Origin of the sequence: Burkholderia sp. MSMB2157WGS, from assembly GCF_001532755.1 — a bacterium.
Taxonomy (GTDB): Bacteria; Pseudomonadota; Gammaproteobacteria; order Burkholderiales; family Burkholderiaceae; genus Burkholderia.
Map to the genome: position 1 here is coordinate 112853 of NZ_LPJG01000010.1, position 22105 is coordinate 134957.

Consider the following 22105-nt stretch of genomic DNA (forward strand, 5'->3'; position numbering starts at 1 on the left):
AAAAAGTGTCAACCTATTTCAGGACGGGTCAAGCACGAGAAAAAAGCCGCTGGCGTTTGCGCGCCAACGGCTTTTTTCTGTTTGGACGACATTCGATCAGTCGACGATCCGCATCGAATAGTCCGTCGCCCGCACGTCCTTCGTCAGCGCGCCGATCGAGATGCGATCGACGCCCGTCTCCGCGAACGTGCGCACCGTATCGAAATTGACGCCGCCCGATACTTCGAGCACGGCCTTGCCATTCGCCACACGCACCGCTTCGCGCATCATGTCGAGCGTGAAGTTGTCGAGCAGCACCGACTGCGCGCCATGCGCGAGCGCCGTGTGGAGCTGCGCGAGCGTCTCGACCTCGACCTGCACGGGCACGCCCGACTCCAGCGCGAACGCCGCATCGAGCGCCTCGCCGACACCGCCAGCCGCCGCGATGTGGTTTTCCTTGATCAGGATGCCGTCGTACAGCGCGAGACGCTGGTTCTCGCCGCCACCCACGCGCACGGCGTACTTCTGCGCGAGCCGCAGCCCCGGCAGCGTCTTGCGCGTATCGAGTATTTTCGCGCGCGTGCCTTCGACGCGATCGACGTAACGCCGCGTCGCGGTCGCGACGCCCGACAGCAGTTGCAGGAAGTTCAGCCCGTTGCGCTCGGCCGTCAGCAGCGCGCGCGCCGGCCCTTCGAGTTCGCACACGGTCGAATCCGCCGTCATCCGGTCGCCTTCGCGATAGCGCCATTGCACGACGATCGACGGATCGATCCGGGCGATCACGGCGTCGAACCACGGCACGCCGCACAGCACGGCTTCCTCGCGCACGATGATCCGGGCCCGGCGGCGCTCGCCGGCCGGCACGAGCCGCCCGGTCTGGTCGCCAGTGCCGACGTCTTCGGCGATCGCATCGGCCACGTTACGCGCGATCGCTGCGTCGAATGCCGCGCCGTATTGCGCGCGGACGGCTTCGAACAGCGGCGAGACTGCAGTCGCAGCGCCTTCCGCCGGGCCGTCCCCAGGGAAGGCGGGCGCCCCCTCGGTCGACAGCGAACGAATGTGAGCGTGGGGGCCGTTCATTACGCCGCTCCCACGTTCGCAAACAGTTGCTGGTCGCGCTGCAAATCGCCGCTCGCCTGCACGCGCTTCTTGTGCGCGGCCGCGAATTCGAGCATCCGGTCGATCGGCAAACGCGCGCGCTCGCCGATCGCGGGATCGACGAAAATCTCGTTGTGGCCGCGTTCGAGCACGTCGGCCAGGTTCGCGAGGCCGTTCATCGCCATCCACGGGCAGTGCGCGCAGCTCTTGCAGGTCGCGCTGTTGCCGGCCGTCGGCGCCGCGATGAAGGTCTTGCCGGGCGCCGCAAGCTGCATCTTGTGCAGGATGCCGAGATCGGTCGCGACGATGAAGCGCTTCGCGTCGAACTTGACGGCCGCGTCGATCAGTTGCGTGGTCGAACCGACGACATCGGCCTGCGCCACGACGTTTTCCGGCGACTCGGGATGGACGAGCACCTTCGCGTCCGGATATTCGGCGCGCAGCAGGTCGAGCTCGATGCCCTTGAACTCGTCGTGAACGAGACACGAGCCCTGCCACAGCAGCATGTCCGCGCCGGTCTTCTTCTGGATATAGCTGCCCAGATGGCGATCGGGGGCCCAGATGATCTTTTCGCCGCGCGCGTGCAGGTCGGCCACGATCTCGAGGCCGATCGACGACGTGACCATCCAGTCCGCGCGCGCCTTCACGGCCGCACTGGTGTTCGCGTAGACGACGACGGTACGGTCCGGATGTGCATCGCAGAAGGCCGAGAATTCGTCGACCGGGCAGCCGAGGTCGAGCGAACAGGTCGCGTCGAGATCGGGCATCAGGATCCGTTTGTTCGGGCTCAGGATCTTCGCGGTTTCGCCCATGAAGCGCACGCCGGCGACGACCAGCGTCTGCGCGTCGTGATCGCGGCCGAAGCGGGCCATTTCGAGCGAATCGGCCACGCAGCCGCCGGTTTCGTCGGCGAGTTCCTGCAGTTCGGCATCCACGTAGTAGTGGGCGACCAGCACGGCCTTTTCACGGGCGAGCAACGCCTTGATGCGCGCCTTCAGCGCAGCGCGCTCCTCGGCGGACGGCGCCTCGGGCACCTTGGCCCACGCCTGTCCCACGCCGCATACGGTCCCTGCGGCGACGGGCCGGTCGTACTCGACGGGTTTGATCGTCGATTGCATCTCCATATCTCCTGTCGATCGGAGTTAGCGCTTTAGCGCTTACTCCGATCCCATGCTTCGCGGTCGATCAGAGTTAGTGCTTTAGCACTTACTCTGATCCCATGCTTCGCGGTCGATCGGCGTGGGCGCTTCGGCGCCCTGCCCCGATCCCATCCCTTGCACTCGCCCGGGGCGCCCACTTGCCACCGCCCCAAGCCTCATACCCATTCAGGCGCTGCCGATCCGTCAAAAACCAGCGACCCAAATGAAAAAACCCCGCCAACGCGGGGTTTGTGACGTCCTGAGATTCTAATCGATTTCGAATCAGGCGTAGCGACGCAGGCGCGTCGCGAATTCCTGCAGCGCCTTGATGCCGCTTTGTTCTGCGCGATGGCACCAATCCTGCAATTGCGCGAGCAGCTGTTCGCGCGACGCGGTCGAACGATCCCAGATCGCGGCGAGATCCTGGCGCAGTTGGAAGTACGTATGCAGCTTCTGGCTGTTCGCGAAGATCTCCGGCAGCAGCTTTTTCTGCGGCTCGTCGAGGCCGTCGGCATCCTTGTGGAACCACTTGCGCGCGCTACGCATCAACTGGTACTTCTCGCTCGAACCGAGCTCCTTCAGGTGCGCGAGCTCCTGGCGGTACGCACGCTTCACGGCCTTGCCGTAGCGCGCCATCACTTCGTAGCGGTTCGACAGCACGGCCTGCAGCGTTTCCTGGTCGAGCACCGTCTTCGGCTTGTTCAGGCGCGGCGTGGGCGCAACCTTCTTCACCTTGGCGAGGCCGAATGCCGACATGATCCGGATGTACATCCAGCCGATGTCGAACTCGTACCACTTGTTCGACAGCTTCGCCGACGTCGCGAACGTGTGGTGGTTGTTGTGCAGCTCTTCGCCGCCGATCACGATGCCCCACGGGAACAGGTTCGTGCTCGCGTCGGCCGAGTTGAAGTTGCGATAGCCCCAGAAGTGCCCGAAGCCGTTGACGACGCCCGCCGCCCAGAACGGGATCCACACCATCTGCACGGCCCACACGGTCAGGCCGAGCACGCCGAACAGCGCGACGTCGATCACCATCATCATGCTGATGCCGAGGATCGGGTACTTCGAGTAGAGATTGCGCTCGAGCCAGTCGTTCGGCGTGCCGTGGCTGAACTTGCGCATCGTCTCCTCGTTCTTCGCTTCCGCGCGGTACAGCTCGGCGCCCTCGAGGAACACCTTCCAGATGCCGCGCGTCTGCGGGCTGTGCGGATCTTCCTCGGTTTCGCACTTCGCGTGGTGCTTGCGATGGATCGCGGCCCACTGGCCGGTCAGCATCCCGGTCGTCATCCACAGCCAGAAACGGAAGAAATGGCTCGCGATCGGATGCAGCTCCAGCGCGCGGTGCGCCTGGCAGCGGTGCAGGTAGACCGTGACGCCGATGATCGTGACGTGCGTGACGGCGAGCGCGAACAGCGCGACCTGCCACCACGAAAAATGCAGAAGCCCGTGGGAAAGAAAATCGAGCAGGGAATTCAACAAGGCAGTTACCCGTGATGAGAAGCGACGCCGGCTCATGCCGACGTCAGAAAAATGAAAGCATACCGCGTGTAGACCAGAATTTTACTTCAACCGTTCCAAGTCTTTGTAAAAAATGAATATTTTCTTGCCCTGACGCAATCTGCAGGGTCCACCGGCGGACTGGGAAAGGCGCGCGATCCGGTTTCGACCGCGGAATCGGTACGATTGACCGTACCCGCCCGCTACGCCGCCGGCGTGCGCGCGTCCAGCGCACCGTTGGCGGCCGCCGGATCGGGCCCGGCCGCCACGCCCGGCGCGGGATAGCCGTCCGGCAGCCCGACCACGCGCACTTCGCGCTGGGGGAACGGAATCGAAATCCCGTGCTCGCCGAACAGCCGCCAGATGTTGCGGTTCACGCTCGAGCGCACGCCCGACGTGCCTTTCGCCGCATCCTCGATCCAGAAGCCGAGCTCCAGGTCGATCCCGTCCGCGCCGAAACTCACGAGATACGGGGTCGGCGCCGGCTCGGCCAGCACGCGCGGCACGTCCTTCGCGGCGTCGGCGAGCAACGCGAGCGCCCGCTCGACGTCGCTCGTGTACGCGACCTGCACCGCGACTTTCGCATAGCCGCGCGTCAGGTACGACGACTGGTTCTGCACGACGTCGGTGATCAGCTTCTCGTTCGGGATCAGCGTCTCGTTGCCGTCGAGGCCGCGCACGACCGTGTAGCGCGTGCGGATCTGCGTGACGACGCCCTGCAGCCCGCCGACGCTGATCGCATCGCCGAGCCGCAGCGAGCGGTCGAGCAGGATGATGAAGCCCGACACGTAGTTGCTCGCGATCTTCTGCAACCCGAAACCGAGGCCGACGCCCACCGCGCCGCCGAACACGCCGAGCACCGTCACGTCGATGCCGACGAGCGACAGCCCGATCAGGATCGCCGCGAACACGAGCAGCGCGCGGCCGACACGCGACAGCACGACCTTCAGGTTCGCGTCGAGCGTGCTCGCGCGCGACAGGCGATCCTCGAGCACCGAGCCGAGCCACATCGCGACCATCAGCGTCACGCAGACCCACAGCGCGCCGGAAATCACCGACAGCAGCGTGAGGTGCGCGGTCGCGACCCGGAACTGCACGCTGTCGAGCCAGCCGAGCACGTCGCGCTGGATGCCGAGCACGGTCATCACCATCGCGGCCCACACGACGGTCGACACGATCTTCTCGACGATCGACAGCCACGCGTGCGTGTGGCCGTCGCGCGCGAACACACGCCGCGCGAAGAAGAACAGCACGTAGATCAGCCCGATACCGAACAGCGGCACGAGCGCGAGCGACAGCAGCGACGTCGACATGAACGGGTCGAACGCGAGTTGCGCGCCGCCGACGAACACGCTGCCGAACAGCGGAAACAGCGCACGCTTCAGGCTTTGCGCGCCCGCGCCCGGCGCGCGTCCGGCGGCCCGGCGCCGCGCGTCGATCCGGCCGTGCACGAAGCGCGCGGCCACCCACGCGAAACCCAGCGCCCCGACGAGGATCGCCGCCTGCCAGATCATCACCGGCTGGTGGAAATCGCGAATCACCGACGCCAGCCGGTGCGACAGCAGGCGGCTCTGCAGAGTCTCCATCGTCCGTCCGGGCGTGGTTACTGCGCGGCGCTGCGTTCGAGCACCGCGGCGAAGAAGCCGTCGGTCGCGTGACGGTGCGGCCACAACGACAGGTAATCGCCCGTCTCGAGCGCGATGCGCTGGTCGGCCAGCACCTGCTGCGCCGGCACCAGCACGAAGTCGGGGTGATCGGCCAGGAACTGTTCGACGATGCGCTCGTTCTCAGCATCGAGCACGCTGCAGGTCGCGTAGACGAGCCGGCCGCCCTTCTTCACGAGCCGCGCGGCGCTCGCGAGGATCGACGCCTGCTTGGGCGTCAGCTCGTCGATCGCCGTGCGCGTCTGCCGCCACTTCAGGTCCGGATTGCGGCGCAGCGTGCCGAGGCCGCTACACGGCGCGTCGACCAGCACGCGGTCGATCTTGCCGGCGAGCCGCTTGATCTTCGCGTCGTGCTCGCTGTCGATCAGCACCGGGTTCACGTTCGACAGCCCGCTGCGCGCGAGGCGCGGCTTCAGCTTGGCGAGGCGCTTTTCCGAGACGTCGAACGCATACAGGCGCCCGGTCGAGCGCATCATCGCGCCGAGCGCGAGCGTCTTGCCGCCCGCGCCCGCGCAGAAATCGACCACCATCTCGCCGCGCCGCGGCGCCACCAGCGAGCACAGCAGCTGGCTGCCTTCGTCCTGCACCTCGATCGCCCCTTCCTCGAACAGCTTCAGGCGCGTCAGCGCCGGCTTGCCGACCACGCGCACCCCGAACGGCGCGAACGGCGTCGCGCCCGCGTCGATGCCGCTCACGCGCAGCGCCTCGATCACCTGGTCGCGGCTCGCCTTCTGCGCGTTGGCACGCAGGTCGAGCGGCGCCGGGTAGTTCAGCGCGGCGGCGAGTTGCGCGAGCTCGTCGGCGTCGAAACGGGCCGACAGCGCCTGGTGAATCCAGTCGGGCAGATTCGTGCGAATGCGCACGGGCAGGCTCGCAGGATCGATCTTCGACACGTGCTCGAGCCATGCGGACTCGGTGTCGGACAGGAAAGGCTTCAGCGCATTGCGACCGACCGTCTGCATCAGGCCGAGCAGCGTGAGGCGTCGCGCGGGCGTGCCCGTGCCGCTCTCGGCCAGATGCGAAAACTCCATCTTCCGGCGCAGCACCGCGAACACGGCCTCGGCGATCACGCCGCGCTCGGCATGCCCGAGCTTCGGGTGCGCGCGGAAGAACCGGCTCGTCGTCGCGTCGGCGGGGCCGGCGAACTTCAGCACCTCGGCCAGCAAAGTCTCGGTCTGGCCGATCAGGAATCCGTGCAGCTTCATACGCCCTCACTCGTTTCGGTATGCGGTTCATCCGCGAAAATCCAGCGCGCCTCGTCGGCCGCCACCACTGCACGGCCGTTCTCGAGGCGCAACCGGCCGTCGACGAACCAGCGCACCGCACGCGGATACAGAACGTGCTCGACCGCCAGCACGCGCCGCGCGAGCGCGGCCGCGTCGTCGCCGGCGCGCACGGGCACCGCGCCCTGCGCGACGATCGCGCCGCTGTCGAGCTCGGGAATGACGAAATGCACGCTCGCGCCATGCAGCGCGACGCCGGCATCCAGCGCCTGCTGGTGCGTGTGGATGCCCTTGAAGCTCGGCAGCAGCGACGGATGGATATTCAGCAGCCGGCCCTCGTAACGTCTGACGAAAGCGGGCGTGAGGATGCGCATGAAGCCGGCGAGGACGACGAGATCGGGCGAGAAACGGTCGATCTCCGCAGCGAGCGCCGCGTCGAAGCTGTCGCGGCCGTCGAACGACCGGTGGTCGACCACCGCCGTCGCCACCCCGTGCGACGCGGCAAAAGCCAGGCCGGCCGCGTCGGGCCGGTTGGCGATCACGGCGGCGACCTCGGCCGGCCAGCGTTCCTGCGCGCATGCGCGGACGATGGCCTCCATGTTGCTGCCGCGACCGGAAATCAGGATCACGAGTTTTTTCATCCGCGAATTTTACCATTCGCCCCCGCGTTTCCCGCCTTCTCGGCCGCCGACCCGCCCGAACGTTTATAATCTTCTGCTTTGCGGCATCCCACCGCCCATTCCCCCGACGCTGCATCCGCTATCGTGAAAGTCTTCCGCGGCCTGCCCAACGCCGAGAGTCGCGCCCCGTGCGCGCTGACGATCGGCAACTTCGACGGTGTCCATCGCGGCCACCAGGCCTTGCTCGCGCGCGTGCGCGCGGCAGCGGACGCGCGCGGCCTGCCCGTGTGCGTGATGACGTTCGAGCCGCACCCGCGCGAATTCTTCAATCCGGCCGGCGCGCCGCCGCGCATCGCGATGCTGCGCGACAAGCTCGAGGCGCTGCGCGACCACGGGGTCGACCGCGTCGTCGTCGAGCACTTCAATCACACGTTCGCGAGCCAGTCGCCGCAGGCGTTCGTCGAGCGCACGCTGGTGAACGGGCTGCACACGCGCTGGATGATGGTCGGCGACGATTTCTGCTACGGCGCGAAACGCGCGGGCACGTTCGACACGCTGAAGGCGGCCGGCGAGCAGTACGGCTTCGAGGTCGAGCAGATGGGCACGGTCGCCGGCAGCGACGGCACGCGCATCTCGAGTTCCGGCGTGCGCACGGCGCTCGCCGCGGGCGATCTCGACGCAGCCGCGCAGGCGCTCGGCCACGGCTACCTGATCAGCGGCCACGTCGCGCACGGGCTGAAGCTCGGCCGCGATCTCGGCTTCCCGACGCTGAACCTGCCGATCGCGCACAAACGGCCGGCGCTCCAGGGCATCTTCGTCGTGCAGGTGCACGGCCTCGGCCCCACCCCGCTGCCGGGCGTCGCGAGCCTCGGGCTGCGCCCGACGGTCGACGATTCCGGCCGCACGCTGCTCGAAGTCCATCTGCTCGACTGGCACGGCGATGCATACGGCAAACTGATCCGCGTCGAATTCCTGAAGAAGCTGCGCGACGAGGCGAAGTTCGACGATCTCGAGGCGCTGTCGCGGGCGATCGCGCTCGACGTCGCGAATGCGCGCGCGTACTTCGTCGAGCGCGACCGCGCGCCGGGCAGCCGCGCGACAGGCTTCGCGACGTCGGCGACCGACCGAATTAGCTGATCCGGACGGCGGCGCCTCGCGCCGCACCCTCGCGCCGCCTTCTCGCGCGCCTACCCGATTCACGACGCCAGAGCGTCCCCCGATTTAGATAGCGATCCCATCATGAGCAACAAGAAAGCCGATTCGAAACCGCAGGCCAAGTATCCGGTCAACCTGCTCGACACGCCGTTCCCGATGCGCGGCGACCTGCCCAAGCGCGAACCGCAGTGGGTCAAGGAGTGGGAAGAGCGCGGCATCTACGACAAGATCCGCGCGGCCAGCCAGGGCCGGCCGAAGTTCATCCTGCACGACGGCCCGCCGTATGCGAACGGCGACATCCACCTCGGCCACGCGGTCAACAAGATCCTGAAGGACATCGTCGTCAAGTCGCGCAACATGGCCGGCTTCGACGCGCCGTACGTGCCGGGCTGGGATTGCCACGGGATGCCGATCGAGATCCAGATCGAGAAGCAGTTCGGCAAGTCGCTGCCGGCCGCCGAAGTGATGAGCAAGGCGCGCGCGTACGCGACCGAGCAGATCGAGAAGCAGAAGGTCGGCTTCAAGCGCCTCGGCGTGCTCGGCGACTGGGCCAACCCGTACAAGACGATGAACTTCGTGAACGAGGCGGAAGAAATCCGCGCGCTCGGCAAGATCATCGAGAAGGGCTTCGTGTATCGCGGGCTGAAGCCGGTGAACTGGTGCTTCGACTGCGGCTCGGCGCTCGCGGAAGCGGAAGTCGAGTACAAGGACCGCACCGATCCGACGATCGACGTGATGTTCGCGTTCGCGGAACCCGAAAAGACCGCGCAGGCGTTCGGCCTGCCGGCGCTGCCGCGCGCCGACGGCGGCATCGTGATCTGGACGACCACGCCGTGGACGATTCCCGCGAACCAGGCGCTGAACCTCCATCCGGAAATCGTCTACGCGCTGGTCGACACCGAGCGCGGGCTGCTGATCATCGCGGAAGAGCGCGTCGAAGCCTGCATGACCGACTTCAAGCTGACCGGCCGCGTCGTCGCGACCGCACCCGGCGTGAAGCTCGCGAACCTGCGCTTCCACCACCCGCTCGCGTCTGCGCACCCCGGCTACAAGCGCACCGCGCCCGTCTACCTCGGCGACTACGTGACGACCGACACGGGTACCGGCGTCGTGCACTCGTCGCCCGCGTACGGTATCGAGGACTTCGTGTCGTGCAAGGCGCACGGGATGACCGACTCGGACATCATCAACCCGGTGATGGGCGACGGCCGCTATATCGAATCGCTGCCGCTGTTCGGCGGCCTGTCGATCTGGGACGCGAACCCGAAGATCGTCGACGCGCTGAACGCGGCCGGCTCGCTGCTGCGCAGCGAGAAGTACACGCACAGCTACATGCACTGCTGGCGCCACAAGACGCCGATCATCTACCGCGCGACGTCGCAGTGGTTCGCCGGCATGGACACGACGCCGCGCGACGGCGGCAAGACGCTGCGCGAGACGGCGCTCGAAGGCGTCGACGCGACCGCGTTCTACCCGTCGTGGGGCAAGCAGCGGCTGTTCAGCATGATCGCGAACCGTCCGGACTGGACGCTGTCGCGCCAGCGCCAGTGGGGCGTGCCGATGGCGTTCTTCGTGCACAAGGAAACCGGCGAGCTGCACCCGCGCACGCTCGAGCTGCTCGAGGAAGTCGCGAAGCGCGTCGAGCAGTCGGGCATCGAGGCGTGGCAGTCGCTCGACCCGCGCGAGCTGATCGGCGACGACGCGAACCTGTACGAAAAAAACCGCGACACGCTCGACGTGTGGTTCGACTCGGGCACGACGCACTGGCACGTGCTGCGCGGCTCGCACAAGGATCAGCTGCAGTTCCCGGCCGATCTGTACCTCGAAGGCTCGGACCAGCATCGCGGCTGGTTCCACTCGTCGCTGCTGACGGCATCGATGCTCGACGGCCGCGCGCCGTACAAGGGCCTGCTCACGCACGGCTTCACGGTCGACGGCGAAGGCCGCAAGATGAGCAAGTCGCTCGGCAACGGCATCGACCCGCACGAAGTCGCGAACCGCCTCGGCGCGGAAATCATCCGCCTGTGGATCGCGTCGACCGACTACTCGGGCGAGCTCGCGATCTCCGAGGAAATCCTGAAGCGCGTGACCGAAGGCTATCGCCGCATCCGCAACACGCTGCGCTTCCTGCTCGCGAACCTGTCGGACTTCGACTTCGCGCAGCACGCGGTGCCGGTCGACGAATGGCTCGAGATCGACCGTTACGCGGTCGCGTTCTCCGCCCAGCTGCAGGCGGAACTGCTCGGCCACTACGAGAAGTACGAATTCCACCCGGTCGTCGCGAAGCTGCAGACGTACTGCTCGGAAGATCTCGGCGGCTTCTATCTCGACGTGCTGAAGGACCGCCTGTACACGAGCGCCGCCGATTCGCGCGCGCGCCGCTCCGCGCAGACCGCGCTGTACCACCTGACGCACGGCCTGCTGCGCGTGCTCGCGCCGTTCCTGTCGTTCACGGCCGAAGAAGCGTGGAAGGTGTTCCAGCCGGCCAGCGACACGATCTTCACGGAAACCTACTATGCGTATCCGGAAGTCGCCGGCTCGGCCGCGCTGATCGAGAAGTGGGCGCTGCTGCGCGACGTGCGCGGCAACGTGACCAAGGCGCTCGAGGAAGCGCGCACCGCGAACCGCATCGGTTCGTCGCTGCAGGCCGAAGTGGCCGTGCATGCGAGCGGCGCGCGCTACGACGCGCTCGCGAGCCTCGGCGACGACCTGAAGTTCGTGCTGATCACGTCGGCCGCGACGGTCGTCAAGGTCGACGACGAAGCGCAGGAAAGCGTCGACGTGGTCGCGTCGAAGTACCAGAAGTGCGAGCGCTGCTGGCACTACCGCGAAGACGTCGGCGCGCACGCCGAGCATCCGACGCTGTGCGGCCGCTGCTTCTCGAATCTGTTTGAAAACGGCGAAATCCGGAGCGCTGCTTAAACCATGGCGAAGACCCTGTCGAAACCGGCCAGCGGCGCGCTCGCGCCCTGGCTCGGCATTTCGCTGATCGTGATTCTGTTCGATCAACTGTCGAAGATCGCGATCCTGAAAACGTTCGCGTACGGCGCGCAGCACGCGCTGACGTCGTTCTTCAACCTCGTGCTGGTGTACAACCGCGGCGCCGCGTTCGGCTTCCTGTCGACCGCGAGCGGCTGGCAGCGCTGGGCGTTCACCGCGCTCGGCGTCGGTGCGACGCTCGTGATCTGCTTCCTGCTGCGCCGTCACGGCCAGCAGCGGCTCTTCAGCCTGTCGCTCGCGCTGATCCTCGGCGGCGCGCTCGGCAACGTGATCGACCGGCTCGTCTACGGCCACGTGATCGACTTCCTCGATTTCCACCTCGGCTCGTGGCACTTCCCGGCGTTCAACCTCGCCGATTCCGCGATCACGGTCGGTGCGGTGCTGCTGATCTACGACGAGCTGCGGCGCGTGCGCGGCTCGCGCTGAGCGCGCATACTCCGTGTCGACGGCCGGCTTCGCGCCGGCCGTTCCGTTTGACCCCAGGAGGCCTGAGTTGGCACACGCAGAACTCGCAGGAAAACACCTCGTTCTCGGCCTGACGGGCGGCATCGCCTGCTACAAGATCGCCGAGCTCACGCGGCTGCTCGTGAAGGCCGGCGCGACCGTGCAGGTCGCGATGACCGACGCCGCTACCCAGTTCATCACGCCCGTCACGATGCAGGCGCTGTCGGGCCGGCCCGTCTATACGAGCCAGTGGGACGCGCGCATCGACAACAACATGGCGCACATCGACCTGTCGCGCGAAGCCGACGCGATCGTGATCGCGCCCGCGTCGACGGATTTCCTCGCCAAGCTCGCGCATGGGTTCGCCGACGATCTGCTGTCGACGCTGTGCATCGCGCGCGACTGTCCGCTGCTCGTCGTCCCCGCGATGAACCGCCAGATGTGGCAAAACCCGGCCACGCAACGCAATGCCGCGCAGTTGCGCGCCGACGGCGTGTCGGTGCTCGGCCCGGATTCGGGCGCGCAGGCATGCGGCGAAGTCGGCGACGGCCGCATGCTCGAGCCCGAGGCGATCTACGAAGCGATCGTCGCGCACTTCGCGCCGAAGGTGCTCGCGCATCGCCGCGTGCTGATCACGGCCGGGCCGACGTTCGAGCCGCTCGATCCGGTGCGTGGCCTCACGAACCGTTCGAGCGGCAAGATGGGCTTCGCGCTCGCCCGCGCCGCGCAGCAAGCCGGCGCCGACGTGCATCTCGTCGCCGGGCCGGTCGCGCTCGACACGCCGTGGGGCGTCTACCGTCAGGACGTGCAGACCGCGCAGCAGATGTACGACGCGGTGATGCATGCGGTCGCCGATGCCGACATCTTCATCGCGGTGGCTGCGGTCGCCGACTGGCGCGTCGATCAGCCGGCCGAGCACAAGATGAAGAAGACGGCCGACCGCAAGATGCCGGCGCTTGCGTTCGTCGAGAACCCCGACATCCTCGCGTCGGTCGCGGCGCTGCCCGATCCACCGTTCTGCGTCGGCTTCGCGGCCGAAAGCGGCGACCTCGACGTGCACGGCGACGAGAAGCGCAAGCGCAAGAACGTGCCGCTGCTCGTCGGCAACCTCGGCCCGCTGACGTTCGGCCGCGACGACAACGAAGTCGTGCTGTTCGAGGCCGCCGGCCTCACACGCCTGCCGCGCGCGCCCAAGGACGAACTCGCGCATGCGCTCGTCGCGGAAATCGCGAAGCGCCTGCCCGACAACCGCCTGATCTGATCCCCGCGCGACGGCCCGTGCCGCCGCGCCCTTCCCGACCGATTCGACGACCGCATGAAACTCGACCTGAAAATTCTCGACGCGCGCATGCGCGACTACCTGCCCGCCTATGCGACGACCGGCAGCGCCGGCCTCGACCTGCGCGCCTGCCTCGACGCACCGGTCACGCTGCAGCCGGGCGAAACCACGCTGGTGCCGACCGGCCTCGCGATCCACCTCGCCGATCCCGGCTATGCGGCGCTGATCCTGCCGCGCTCGGGCCTCGGCCACAAGCACGGGATCGTGCTCGGCAACCTCGTCGGCCTGATCGACTCCGATTACCAGGGCCAGTTGATGGTCTCGACGTGGAACCGCGGCCAGACCGAGTTCGTGCTGAACCCGTTCGAACGGCTCGCGCAACTCGTGATCGTGCCGGTCGTGCAGGCGCAGTTCAACATCGTCGACGAATTCACCGCGAGCGATCGCGGCGCCGGCGGCTTCGGCAGCACCGGCCGCCACTGAGCCGCGCAGCACGGAAAAAGGGGCCTCGGCCCCTTTTCCTTTTCACGCGCCGTCACTTGCCGGTCGGTTGCGCGATTCGCGCGAGCGCCGGCTCACGCCGCCGCGCCTGCGCAATACTTGCGTAGACGACCATCGCGGCCAGCACGCCGAGCAGCACGGCGGACGAGCCGACCGTGCCGAGTGCGAGGCCGCCCTTCGCGACCGGCTTCGTCAGCAGGTCGCCGACCGTCGCACCGAACGGCCGGGTGAGCACGAACGCGGCCCAGAACAGCAGCACGCCGGAAATGCGCGTGAAGTAGTGCGCGAGCACGATCGCCGCCAGCAGGCCGCCGATCAGCAATGCGCCGCCGCCGAAACCGAGCCCCGAGCTGTCGGCGAGGAAGTCGCCGAGCGCGGTGCCGAGCGTGTTCGAGAACAGGATCGCGATCCAGTACAGCAGCTCGACCTTGCGCGTACGGATCAGGTCGACCGACAGCGATTCGCCGCTGAGGCGCCAGACCGCGAAGATCGCCAGCAGGATCGCGACGAGAATCGACGAGCCGGCCGCATAGCCGAGGCCGAGCGTGCGATCCATGAAGTCGGACATCGTCGTGCCGGCCGTGCTCGTCGCGACGATCACGGCCCAGTAGATCGCCGGGCGATAGCGCGTCGTCCTGAGCTGGGCGCCCAGCGTCGCGAGGAAGAAACCGAACAGCAGGATCGAGCTCACAGCGTAGCCGACGTTCAGCGTCATCGACAGCAAGTCGCCGCCCGTTTCGCCGAGCGTCGTCGCGCAGATCTTCATGATCCAGAACGCGAGCGTGATTTCGGGAAGTTTGTTCATTCGAACCCCTTTTTGCAGGAAATGGCGCGCCGATGCGGGCCCGCGCGCCGTGCAGACAGGATCGAATGTAGTCGCCGTTCGCTTAACGGAACCTTAGCAAGTGTGAAGAACGGCATCGGCCGCCACACCCGCGCAGTCAGCGCGCGTGCTGGTGCCGGTAATGCAGTGCGTAGGCGAGCGTCAGCAGCACGACGAACACGACGCCGACCACCATCGTCATCCGGAATTCGCGCGTGAAAGCGGTCGTCAGCAGGATCGCGGCCACGAGCCCCGCGCCGAGCAGGCTGCCGAACGGGTGTCCCCACATCCGGAACGCGAGCGCGGGACCGCGATACCGCGAACGGAACCGCAGATGCGTGACGAAGATCATCAGCCATGTGAACAGCGCGCCGAACATCGCGATCGCCATCATCACCGTGAACGCGGTGTCGGGCGCCAGCGCGACCAGCACGGCCGCCACCGCGACGCCGCTCGTCGAGATCCACAGCGCCGCGCGCGGCACGCCGTTCGCGCCGAGCCGGCCGAACACCGCGGGCGCGAGGCGCGCGCGCGACAGGCTGAACATCATCCGCGTCGTCACGTACAGCTGACTGTTCATCGCCGACAGCGCCGCGATCAGCAGCACGAAATTGATCACGCCCGCCGCGTACGGCACGTGCGTGGCGGCCATCACCTTCACGAACGGGCTTTCGTCGGTGCCGGCCTGCGTCCACGGCACGATCGCGAGCATCAGCGCGAGTGTCAACAGGTAGAACAGCACGAGCCGGAACACGGTCGAGCGGAATGCGCGCGTGACCGCGTGCTGCGGATCGCGCGCCTCGCCGGCCGCGATCGCGACGGCTTCGATGCTCATGTAGCTGAAGATCGCGACGATCACCGCGACCCACGTACCCCACGGCCCCTTCGGCATGAAGCCGCCGTGCGCGGTGTAGTTCGCGAAACCGATGCCCGCTGCGGCCGGCGCCGCCCAGACGAGATAGCCGCCCAGCACGATGAACACGACGATCGCCGCAATCTTCAGCAGCGAAAACGCGTATTCGACCGTCCCGTACAACGTCACGCTCGCGAGGTTCACCGCGATCAGCAGCGCGGAGAAGCCGATCACCCAGTACCAGCCGGGCACGGCCGGGAACCAGTACTTCATGAACACGGCGATCGCGCTGATCTCGGTGCCGATCGCGAACACGACCGCGAACCAGTACGCATAACGCACGAGAAAACCCGCGAGCGAGCCGACGTAGTGCTCGGCGTACGCACCGAACGAGCCGGCCGTCGGATGCGCGACGGTCATTTCCGCGAGCGCGCCCATCAGCAGCAACGCGATCAGCGCGCCGATCGCATAGGAAACCAGCACGCTCGGGCCGGCGAGCCCGATCGCGAACCCGCTGCCGAGGAACAGCCCCGTGCCGATCGCGCCGCCGATCGCGATCATCGCCATCTGCCCCGACGTCAGCGCATGGCGCAACCCTTGTTCGCGCGCGACGATATCGTCGAACGACCGTTGTTGTTGTGTCACTGCGTCACCACTCCCCTGCACCACCATCGCGCCGCCGGCGCCGGATAAAACGAAACGGCGCGGAGAACTTCCCGCGCCGTTCGCATGAACAACGAATTATCGCTTACTCGACTTCGACCGTCTCTTCGTTCGGCTTGTGCGGCGGATTCGCCAACTTGTCGAACGACAACTGCACCTTGTCGGCCTCGTCGACGTCGACCGTCACGTGGCCGCCGTTCAGCAGCTTGCCGAACAGCAGTTCGTCGGCCAGCGCGCGCCGGATCGTGTCCTGGATCAGCCGCTGCATCGGCCGCGCGCCCATCAGCGGGTCGAAACCGTGCTTCGCGAGATGCTTGCGCAGCGCGTCGGTGAAGAGCGCGTCGACCTTCTTCTCGTGCAACTGCTCCTCGAGCTGGATCAGGAACTTGTCGACCACGCGCATGATGATTTCCTCATCGAGCGAGCGGAAGCTGATGATCGCATCCAGACGGTTGCGGAACTCCGGCGTGAACAGCCGCTTGATGTCGGTCATCTCGTCGCCGGTTTCGCGGCGCGTCGTGAAGCCGATCGTCGCCTTCTGCATCGATTCGGCGCCCGCGTTCGTCGTCATGATGATGATGACGTTGCGGAAATCCGCCTTGCGGCCGTTGTTGTCCGTCAGCGTGCCGTGGTCCATCACCTGCAGCAGCACGTTGAAGATGTCCGGATGCGCCTTCTCGATTTCGTCGAGCAGCAGCACGCAATGCGGCTTCTTCGTGACGGCTTCGGTCAAGAGCCCGCCTTGGTCGAACCCGACATAGCCCGGCGGCGCGCCGATCAGCCGGCTGACCGCATGACGCTCCATGTATTCCGACATGTCGAAGCGGATCAGCTCGATGCCGAGCGTGAACGCGAGCTGACGCGCCACTTCGGTCTTGCCGACGCCCGTCGGGCCGGAGAACAGGAACGCGCCGATCGGCTTGTCCATCTTGCCGAGGCCCGCGCGCGCCATCTTGATCGACGCCGCGAGCGCGTCGATCGCCGGATCCTGGCCGAACACGACGCTCTTCAGGTCGCGATCGAGCGTCTGCAGCTTGCTGCGGTCGTCCTGCGACACGCTTTGCGCCGGCACGCGCGCGATCTTCGAGATGATTTCCTCGATCTCGCTCTTGCCGATCGTCTTCTTCTGCTTCGACTTCGGCAGGATGCGCTGCGCGGCGCCCGCTTCGTCGATCACGTCGATCGCCTTGTCCGGCAGGTGACGGTCGGTGATGAAGCGCGCCGACAGTTCGGCCGCGGCCGACAGCGCGCCCGACGAATACTTGACGCCGTGGTGCTCCTCGAAGCGCGACTTCAGCCCGCGCAGGATCGCGACCGTCTGCTCGACGCTCGGCTCCGTCACGTCGACCTTCTGGAAGCGCCGCGACAGCGCCGCGTCCTTCTCGAAGATGCCGCGATATTCGGTGAACGTGGTTGCGCCGATGCACTTGAGCGTGCCTGACGACAGCGCCGGCTTCAGCAGGTTCGATGCGTCGAGCGTACCGCCCGATGCGGCGCCCGCGCCGATCAGCGTATGGATTTCGTCGATGAACAGGATCGCGTGCGGGCGCTCCTTCAGCTCCTTCAGCACCGTCTTCAGACGCTGCTCGAAATCGCCGCGATACTTGGTGCCTGCCAGCAACGCGCCCATGTCGAGCGAGTACACCTGCGCGTTCGCGAGGATGTCCGGCACCTCGCCGCGCGTGATCCGATACGCGAGCCCTTCCGCGATCGCGGTCTTGCCGACGCCGGCTTCGCCGACGAGCAGCGGGTTGTTCTTGCGGCGGCGGCACAGGACCTGCACGACGCGCTCGACCTCGGGCTCGCGACCGATCAGCGGATCGATGCGGCCGTCCTTCGCCATCTGGTTCAGGTTCTGCGTGAACTGCGCGAGCGGCGTTTCCTTCTGCGCGTTCGCGTCTTCGCTTTCCGCGTTCGCGTCGGCCGACTTCGCGGCTTCGCCGCTGTTCGTCTTCGCGATGCCGTGCGAAATGAAGTTCACCACGTCGAGGCGCGTGACGCCCTGCTGCTGCAGGTAGTACACGGCGTGCGAATCCTTCTCGCCGAAGATCGCGACCAGCACGTTCGCGCCGGTCACTTCCTTCTTGCCGTTCGACGTCGACTGGACGTGCATGATCGCGCGCTGGATCACGCGCTGGAAACCGAGCGTCGGCTGGGTATCGACATCGTCGGTGCCCGGGACGGTAGGTGTGTTGTCGTGGATGAAATTGCGCAGGTTCTGACGCAGGTCCTCGATGTTTGCCGCGCACGCGCGCAACACCTCGGCCGCCGTCGGATTATCCAGCAGGGCCAGCAGCAGATGCTCGACCGTAATGAACTCATGGCGCGCCTGGCGTGCTTCCATGAACGCCATGTGCAGGCTGACTTCCAATTCCTGGGCAATCATGCTTCCTCCATCACGCACTGCAGCGGATGCCCTGCCTGCCGCGCATGGGTAACGACTTGCTCAACCTTGGTCGACGCGATGTCCCGCGTATAGACCCCACAAACCCCTCGCCCTTCGCGATGGACCTTCAGCATGATCTGCGTGGCCGTCTCGCGATCCTTCTTGAAATACTCCTGGACCACCATCACGACGAACTCCATCGGCGTGAAATCGTCGTTCAGCAGCACCACCTTGTACATCGAAGGCGGCTTGAGCTTCTGCTGCTTGCGTTCCAGGACGGTACTGTCCTGCTTGTCCGGGATAATCGCCATACACCCATTCTAAACAACTCGGACAGGCCCGCAATCCTGCCATTACCCGACCGACCGGCCGGCGCCCTCCCCGGTATCCCGGAACACGCGATCGCTCTCGCGCCATACGAAAGCCGGCTGCGGTGCCGGCTTTCACGCATGGCGCGGAACACGAACCGTCAGGGGGAATCGCACCGGAACGTCGTGTCCGCATCCAGTATCCCACAAGCCGGGACGACTCGAACGCGTGTCACTCGAGCCTGGTATATGAGCCGATTATGCGGCTTTTCAAGCCCTCGCGCTCGGCCGCATGCTGCAAAGCAAAGCCGGAAAAACCCTGAAAATGGGTTCTTTACAACGACCCTCTAAACGTCGAAAAATTCCGCTTGACACTCCAATAAAGAGCGCCAACAATCAAGCTGGCACTTTTTTCAATTCGCCGATTGGCGAAACGAGAGAGGCCGAGGTGAGCTTGTGAGGGGGGAACGGCTGTATTTTCAGTCGTTTAGCTTTTCGAGCGTGCTCGTGGTAAGTAGCAGCGACTGTGTGACAGGGGAAGTAGGAAAATGGCAACTGGTATCGTTAAGTGGTTCAACGACGCGAAGGGCTTCGGCTTCATCACTCCCGACGAGGGCGGTGAGGATCTGTTTGCGCACTTCTCGGCTATCAGCATGAATGGTTTCAAGACGCTGAAGGAAGGCCAGAAGGTGAGCTTTGACGTCGTTCAAGGGCCGAAGGGCAAGCAAGCGTCGAACATCCAGGCCGCATAAAGGCATCGGATATCGGACGAAGAAACCCGGCGCACAGCGCCGGGTTTCTTTTTTTGAGGCCGGCCCATCGATAATCGATTGGCCGGCCTTTTCGTTCAATCCCGATAATTGAACGCACATTGTCTCGTCACGCATGCGGATCGCCTGTCGAATCCGCACGTGAAACACATTCGCGGTTTCGTTACACGACCTTCAGCGTACCCATCATGCCGAGATCTTCGTGTTCGAGAATGTGGCAGTGAAACATGCGCTCTCCGGGCATGTCTTGCGTGACGAGAATCGACACGGTTTCACCGCTGCGCACGTTCACGGTATCGCGCCACGCGCGGAACGGTTCGCTCGTGCGCGAACCGGCCGACGCCCGCTCGATGACCTGAAACTGCGTGCCGTGCAGATGGAACGGGTGATCCATGTCCGTCGTATTGCGGATCTCCCAGCGCTCGACGTCGCCGCGACGGCTCGTCAGCGTCGCGCGGTGCGGCGCGTAGGTGTCGCCGTTGATCGTGAAGCGCATGCCGGCCGGGCGGCCGTGCGTCGCGCCGCTCATCATCGCGTCCATGTCCATTTCCTCGCCGAACGCGACCGTCTTGTGCGCCACCGGTTCGCCCAGCGGCCGCACCGCGCGCAGCGTGGCAGGCACCGCACGGGCCTCGGCGGGCGCAAACGCGACATCGGCCAGCGCCAGCGCCGGATCGGGCGGCAGGCTGCCGTGGCCGTCGTCGTGCGACATCGCCATCTTGCGGCGGTCGTACTCGGCCGCCTGCAGCACCGCGCGCGACGCGCGGTCGCCGGCACGCACCAACAGCTCCGCGCGCTCGCCCGGCGCAATCAGCAGCGACGTCGCGCGCCGCGGCGCGTCGAACAACCCGCCGTCGGTGCCCACGTGCTCGAACGCGCGGCCGTCGTCGAAGGCGATACGCAGGTAGCGTGCGCTGCACGCGTTCCAGACACGCCAGCGTTCGTCGCCCGCGACGTCGATGCGCGGCCGACGCGCGCCATTGATCAGCACGAACTGGCCTTCACGGCCGTTCATCCAGTCCATCATGTCGTTCGGCGCAATCGTGCCGTCGCGCGCAAGCTTCAGGTCCGACACGAACAGGTGGCGCTCGGGCCAGCCGGCAAGCGGATCGTCGGCGGCGCGCACGACGAACGGGCCGGCCAGCCCGCGGAACACCTGCTCGGCGGTCATCATGTGCGGATGCGGGTGGTACCAGTAGGTGCCGGCGCTGCCCTTCGGCAGCGTGAAGCGATATACGCGCGACGCGCCGGGCGCGACGGGATCGGACGGGTTGCCGTCCTGGTCGGGCGGCACGGGTAAGCCGTGCCAGTGGATCGTCGACGGCTGCGGCAGCTTGTTCACGAACCGGATCTCGACCGTATCGCCCTCGCGCACGTCGATCAGCGGGCCGACGACGGGGCCTTGCGTGCCCGCGCCGAACTGCCAGAAGGGGGTCGGCCGCGCACCGTGCAGCATCGGACGCGCGACGGGCTGCGCGACCAGCGTCGCGCGAAACGTGCCGGGCTCACGACTTTCGTTGGCCAGGGTACGCAACGTCGCGAGCGGCGCGCCGGCCGGCAGCGCGTCGGCGGCCGCGAGCGCGACCGGCGCGGACTTGCCGTGCTGCGCATGCGCCGACATCCCCGACATACTCGACATGCCCGGCATGTCGCTCATCGAATCCATGCCGGCCATGCCCGCGTGACCGGCATGCTGCGCCCACGCAGCGCGTGCGCATAGCGACGCGGCCGCGACGCCGACGGCGTGCGACAGGAAGGTTCTCCGTCTCATCAATCGATCCTCGTTATTCATGCGGCGCCGCGCGACAGCCGCGGCGGTCGCGTCATCATAACCGCAGGCCTTCATCGAAAAACGCCGTCGCCGGGCGGGCGGCGATACGTCGCAGCAAAGCGTCGCGACAAGGCCGGACACGGCGCCACGCTTGGCATCGCCGAGCGGCGCGTCGACAACCACCGCTGCGCTCCAGCCGTGCCTTGCACCCGCCTGCAAACGAGCTTGGCGCCTTCCGCCTCGGCCCCGCTCTTGCCCCCGCTGCATCGATGATCCACAAACCCGCCGATTTTTCACGATGCGGAACAAATCACTGCGTTATAAAAATTCGTGGTGCACGGCACAAATTTCCTGTTTCGCGATGCCGAAAAACGTTCCACAATACAAAACAACAGAAATAATTATTTGTTTTTAAACGAGAAATTTTGTTTGGAGAAGCCGTTCTACCTGCACCATCCGAGCAGGTCGCGGACGTAGACTTTGTCCCATGCACTGACGCTTCGCCACGACGTTCGATACGAAACCCGGCGCAAGCAGCCAGTCGGGCCACAGCCGGCCGAGCCGGCAGGCGGCACAACAGAATCGCTCGTGATCAGAAAGGGAGAACGGAAATGAAGGGATTTCGCTTTGGTTCAGCGCTCGGGTCGTTCTACATCCTGCCGGCAAACGGCGGCTGGGAAGCGACGTTCGGCAACGCCCTGCTCGGCGCATTCTCGTGCCCGGAAGCGGCGGCCGACCACATCTCCCGCGGCGACTGTGCGCAACCGTCCGAACTGGACACGGCCACGCTCGAAGTGCCGGACGAAATCGCCGAATGGGAAATCGTTCACGTCTGAATGGCAAGCCTGCAACGACAAACGCCCCGGGCGACCGGGGCGTTTTTCTTGAGTGCCGGGCGGCGAACGGTTCAACGCGCCGCGCCCGCACATGCA

At 66.2% G+C, this 22105-nt stretch carries 18 protein-coding genes; 7 read left to right on the forward strand and 11 right to left on the reverse strand.

Features of this window, described 5'->3' with window-relative positions:
• Positions 1-96 precede the first annotated feature (96 nt).
• From nadC to purN, 6 genes are all read right to left on the reverse strand, one after another.
• The gene (gene nadC / locus WT53_RS04160) at positions 97-1059 is read right to left on the reverse strand and encodes a carboxylating nicotinate-nucleotide diphosphorylase (RefSeq protein WP_230624934.1); all 963 of its coding nucleotides are present in this window, start codon (positions 1057-1059) and stop codon (positions 97-99) included.
• Complete coding sequence (nadA, locus tag WT53_RS04165) at positions 1059-2195, reverse strand: quinolinate synthase NadA (RefSeq protein WP_034208752.1); 1137 nt, start codon at positions 2193-2195, stop codon at positions 1059-1061. The genes nadC and nadA overlap by 1 nt, the downstream gene beginning before the upstream one ends.
• A 303-nt stretch (positions 2196-2498) precedes the next feature.
• Complete coding sequence (locus WT53_RS04170; RefSeq protein WP_034208180.1) at positions 2499-3695, reverse strand: acyl-CoA desaturase; 1197 nt, start codon at positions 3693-3695, stop codon at positions 2499-2501.
• A gap of 221 nt (positions 3696-3916) precedes the next feature.
• On the reverse strand, positions 3917-5299 hold the full coding sequence (locus tag WT53_RS04175) for a mechanosensitive ion channel family protein (protein WP_060258556.1): 1383 nt from the start codon (positions 5297-5299) through the stop codon (positions 3917-3919).
• A gap of 17 nt (positions 5300-5316) precedes the next feature.
• Positions 5317-6582: an RsmB/NOP family class I SAM-dependent RNA methyltransferase gene (locus WT53_RS04180; protein WP_060258559.1), complete on the reverse strand. Its 1266-nt coding sequence runs from the start codon at positions 6580-6582 to the stop codon at positions 5317-5319.
• Positions 6579-7241 carry a phosphoribosylglycinamide formyltransferase gene (gene purN, locus WT53_RS04185; protein WP_060258561.1) on the reverse strand — a complete coding sequence of 221 codons (663 nt, stop codon included), beginning with the start codon at positions 7239-7241 and terminating at the stop codon, positions 6579-6581. The genes WT53_RS04180 and purN overlap by 4 nt, the downstream gene beginning before the upstream one ends.
• Before the next feature lie 123 nt (positions 7242-7364).
• Between purN and WT53_RS04190 the strand changes: the two genes are divergently transcribed.
• The 5 genes from WT53_RS04190 to dut all read left to right on the forward strand — a co-directional run bounded on the left by WT53_RS04190 (position 7365) and on the right by dut (position 13581).
• The gene (locus tag WT53_RS04190) at positions 7365-8357 is read left to right on the forward strand and encodes a bifunctional riboflavin kinase/FAD synthetase (RefSeq protein ID WP_034208184.1); all 993 of its coding nucleotides are present in this window, start codon (positions 7365-7367) and stop codon (positions 8355-8357) included.
• Positions 8358-8459: 102 nt separating this feature from the next.
• Positions 8460-11297: an isoleucine--tRNA ligase gene (ileS, locus tag WT53_RS04195; RefSeq protein WP_060258565.1), complete on the forward strand. Its 2838-nt coding sequence runs from the start codon at positions 8460-8462 to the stop codon at positions 11295-11297.
• Between the two features lie 3 nt (positions 11298-11300).
• The gene (lspA, locus tag WT53_RS04200; RefSeq protein ID WP_060258568.1) at positions 11301-11801 is read left to right on the forward strand and encodes a signal peptidase II; all 501 of its coding nucleotides are present in this window, start codon (positions 11301-11303) and stop codon (positions 11799-11801) included.
• Between the two features lie 67 nt (positions 11802-11868).
• Entirely contained in the window at positions 11869-13080 is a 1212-nt protein-coding gene (gene coaBC, locus WT53_RS04205) for a bifunctional phosphopantothenoylcysteine decarboxylase/phosphopantothenate--cysteine ligase CoaBC (RefSeq protein WP_059782242.1), read from the forward strand.
• Positions 13081-13134: 54 nt separating this feature from the next.
• Positions 13135-13581, forward strand: a complete 447-nt coding sequence (gene dut / locus WT53_RS04210) for a dUTP diphosphatase (RefSeq protein ID WP_034208188.1) — start codon at positions 13135-13137, stop codon at positions 13579-13581.
• A 52-nt stretch (positions 13582-13633) separates the two neighbouring features.
• Here the strand turns inward: dut and WT53_RS04215 are convergent, their stop codons facing one another.
• The 4 genes from WT53_RS04215 to clpS form a co-directional block, all read right to left on the reverse strand.
• The gene (locus WT53_RS04215; RefSeq protein ID WP_060258571.1) at positions 13634-14404 is read right to left on the reverse strand and encodes a hypothetical protein; all 771 of its coding nucleotides are present in this window, start codon (positions 14402-14404) and stop codon (positions 13634-13636) included.
• Between the two features lie 136 nt (positions 14405-14540).
• Positions 14541-15920, reverse strand: a complete 1380-nt coding sequence (locus tag WT53_RS04220) for an amino acid permease (RefSeq protein WP_060258653.1) — start codon at positions 15918-15920, stop codon at positions 14541-14543.
• 103 nt (positions 15921-16023) lie between these two features.
• Positions 16024-18324, reverse strand: a complete 2301-nt coding sequence (gene clpA / locus WT53_RS04225; RefSeq protein ID WP_059782238.1) for an ATP-dependent Clp protease ATP-binding subunit ClpA — start codon at positions 18322-18324, stop codon at positions 16024-16026.
• Positions 18321-18635 carry an ATP-dependent Clp protease adapter ClpS gene (gene clpS, locus WT53_RS04230; protein WP_006398529.1) on the reverse strand — a complete coding sequence of 105 codons (315 nt, stop codon included), beginning with the start codon at positions 18633-18635 and terminating at the stop codon, positions 18321-18323. Before clpS ends, clpA begins: the two co-directional genes overlap by 4 nt.
• 545 nt (positions 18636-19180) lie before the next feature.
• On the opposite strand from clpS, the gene WT53_RS04235 reads away from it, so the two are divergent.
• On the forward strand, positions 19181-19384 hold the full coding sequence (locus WT53_RS04235) for a cold-shock protein (protein ID WP_034208192.1): 204 nt from the start codon (positions 19181-19183) through the stop codon (positions 19382-19384).
• Positions 19385-19565: 181 nt separating this feature from the next.
• Here the strand turns inward: WT53_RS04235 and WT53_RS04240 are convergent, their stop codons facing one another.
• The gene (locus WT53_RS04240) at positions 19566-21173 is read right to left on the reverse strand and encodes a multicopper oxidase family protein (RefSeq protein ID WP_060258657.1); all 1608 of its coding nucleotides are present in this window, start codon (positions 21171-21173) and stop codon (positions 19566-19568) included.
• 611 nt (positions 21174-21784) lie between these two features.
• Here WT53_RS04240 and WT53_RS04245 point away from each other — a divergent pair.
• The gene (locus WT53_RS04245) at positions 21785-22009 is read left to right on the forward strand and encodes a hypothetical protein (RefSeq protein ID WP_034208193.1); all 225 of its coding nucleotides are present in this window, start codon (positions 21785-21787) and stop codon (positions 22007-22009) included.
• Positions 22010-22105: the final 96 nt, after the last annotated feature.

Excerpts from the sequence above, each read along its gene's own strand:
- clpA (WP_059782238.1), bottom strand. The coding sequence starts at position 18,324 with ATGATTGCCCAGGAATTGGAAGTCAGCCTGCACATGGCGTTCATGGAA.
- WT53_RS04240 (WP_060258657.1), bottom strand. The coding sequence starts at position 21,173 with ATGAGACGGAGAACCTTCCTGTCGCACGCCGTCGGCGTCGCGGCCGCG.
- WT53_RS04215 (WP_060258571.1), bottom strand. The coding sequence starts at position 14,404 with ATGAACAAACTTCCCGAAATCACGCTCGCGTTCTGGATCATGAAGATC.
- nadA (WP_034208752.1), bottom strand. The coding sequence starts at position 2,195 with ATGCAATCGACGATCAAACCCGTCGAGTACGACCGGCCCGTCGCCGCA.
- purN (WP_060258561.1), bottom strand. The coding sequence starts at position 7,241 with ATGAAAAAACTCGTGATCCTGATTTCCGGTCGCGGCAGCAACATGGAG.
- nadC (WP_230624934.1), bottom strand. The coding sequence starts at position 1,059 with ATGAACGGCCCCCACGCTCACATTCGTTCGCTGTCGACCGAGGGGGCG.
- lspA (WP_060258568.1), top strand. The coding sequence starts at position 11,301 with ATGGCGAAGACCCTGTCGAAACCGGCCAGCGGCGCGCTCGCGCCCTGG.
- clpS (WP_006398529.1), bottom strand. The coding sequence starts at position 18,635 with ATGGCGATTATCCCGGACAAGCAGGACAGTACCGTCCTGGAACGCAAG.
- dut (WP_034208188.1), top strand. The coding sequence starts at position 13,135 with ATGAAACTCGACCTGAAAATTCTCGACGCGCGCATGCGCGACTACCTG.
- ileS (WP_060258565.1), top strand. The coding sequence starts at position 8,460 with ATGAGCAACAAGAAAGCCGATTCGAAACCGCAGGCCAAGTATCCGGTC.
- WT53_RS04235 (WP_034208192.1), top strand. The coding sequence starts at position 19,181 with ATGGCAACTGGTATCGTTAAGTGGTTCAACGACGCGAAGGGCTTCGGC.
- WT53_RS04175 (WP_060258556.1), bottom strand. The coding sequence starts at position 5,299 with ATGGAGACTCTGCAGAGCCGCCTGCTGTCGCACCGGCTGGCGTCGGTG.
- WT53_RS04245 (WP_034208193.1), top strand. The coding sequence starts at position 21,785 with ATGAAGGGATTTCGCTTTGGTTCAGCGCTCGGGTCGTTCTACATCCTG.
- WT53_RS04180 (WP_060258559.1), bottom strand. The coding sequence starts at position 6,582 with ATGAAGCTGCACGGATTCCTGATCGGCCAGACCGAGACTTTGCTGGCC.